This window comes from Sphingomonas endophytica (genome assembly GCF_001476895.1).
Classification (GTDB): Bacteria; Pseudomonadota; Alphaproteobacteria; order Sphingomonadales; family Sphingomonadaceae; genus Sphingomonas; species Sphingomonas endophytica_A.
Genome location: NZ_LDTB01000314.1, coordinates 1 through 1,001 on the forward strand (window position 1 = coordinate 1; position 1,001 = coordinate 1,001).

Genomic DNA, 1,001 nt, shown 5'->3' on the forward strand with positions numbered 1-1,001 from the left:
CGTTCCAACGGAGCTCTCGCCCCCCTGATGGACCCCCTGCATCCCGCAGTGCTCGAACTGATTTCGCGGACCGCGGAGCACGGCCGCCGCGCTGGAATAAGCGTCAGCCTGTGCGGCGACATGGCCGGCGATCCGCGCTGCCTTCCAGCGCTGCTGAATTGCGGCCTGCGCGAATTGTCGGTGAACGCCTCGGCACTGGCGCAGATCAAGCACACCATCGACCGGCTGAGCAGCGGAGGCAGTGTTGGCTGACACGGCGGCGGATGAAGCACCCGAAGCCGGCGCGGTTGCGGCCTACAAGCGCAACTTCAAGGAAACGCTTAAAAGCCGCCACTCCGAGATCCGGCTGCATCTGGCGCACGCCATCGGCAAGAACCGCAGCTTCGTCAGCCAGATCAGCAACCCGGCCTATCCCGTGCCGATCCCGGTACAGCATCCCAACACGATCTTCCATGTCACCCACTTCCCGCCGCAGGCGAAGGCCGCCTTTCTGCGCGCCTATGCGCGGGCGCATCCGCGCCGTGTCGGCCGGCTGAGCGAGGGATCGCACGAGCGGACGCTGACGCTGCATCTGCCGGATCTCGGCAGCGCCAAGCGCAATGCCGAGCTCGACACGCTGCTGCAAGAATTCACGCGGCGCCTGATCGGCATCATGCGGGAAAAATAGGCGAGAACGCCACCAAAGCGTTTTCGAGCGAAGCGGATACCGGTTCGCGTGAAGAAAGCGCGTCAAAACCAGAATCGAAAGCATCGGTTCTGAACCGATGCTCTCGTCGGTCGGACGATCGCGAGAAGCTTACTTCTCTTCGGCGGCCGGAGCCGGCGCGGCTTCGTCGTCGTGCTGGGCTTCCGGAACGAAGAACTCGCCTGCGGCGGCGAGCGCCCCGGCGGCCGCGTCCGGGTCTTCCTGGCGGGGCGAGATGTCCTCGCCGCGCTTGATCCGCTCGGCCTCTTCGGCGGAACGGGCGACCGTCACGGTGACGCTGGTCTCGACCTCGGGG

3 protein-coding genes are annotated in these 1,001 nt (G+C 65.9%); 2 read left to right on the forward strand and 1 reads right to left on the reverse strand.

Annotated elements, in window-relative coordinates:
* On the forward strand, positions 1–252 hold a 252-nt coding region (locus tag NS334_RS17390; RefSeq protein WP_241492029.1), incomplete at its 5' end, for a putative PEP-binding protein.
* On the forward strand, positions 245–667 hold the full coding sequence (locus tag NS334_RS17395; protein WP_058757036.1) for a hypothetical protein: 423 nt from the start codon (positions 245–247) through the stop codon (positions 665–667). The genes NS334_RS17390 and NS334_RS17395, both read left to right, overlap by 8 nt.
* A 129-nt stretch (positions 668–796) precedes the next feature.
* On the opposite strand, the gene NS334_RS17400 is transcribed toward NS334_RS17395, so the two are convergent.
* A partial coding sequence (locus NS334_RS17400; RefSeq protein WP_206542746.1) for a hypothetical protein occupies positions 797–1,001 on the reverse strand: 205 nt, incomplete at its 5' end.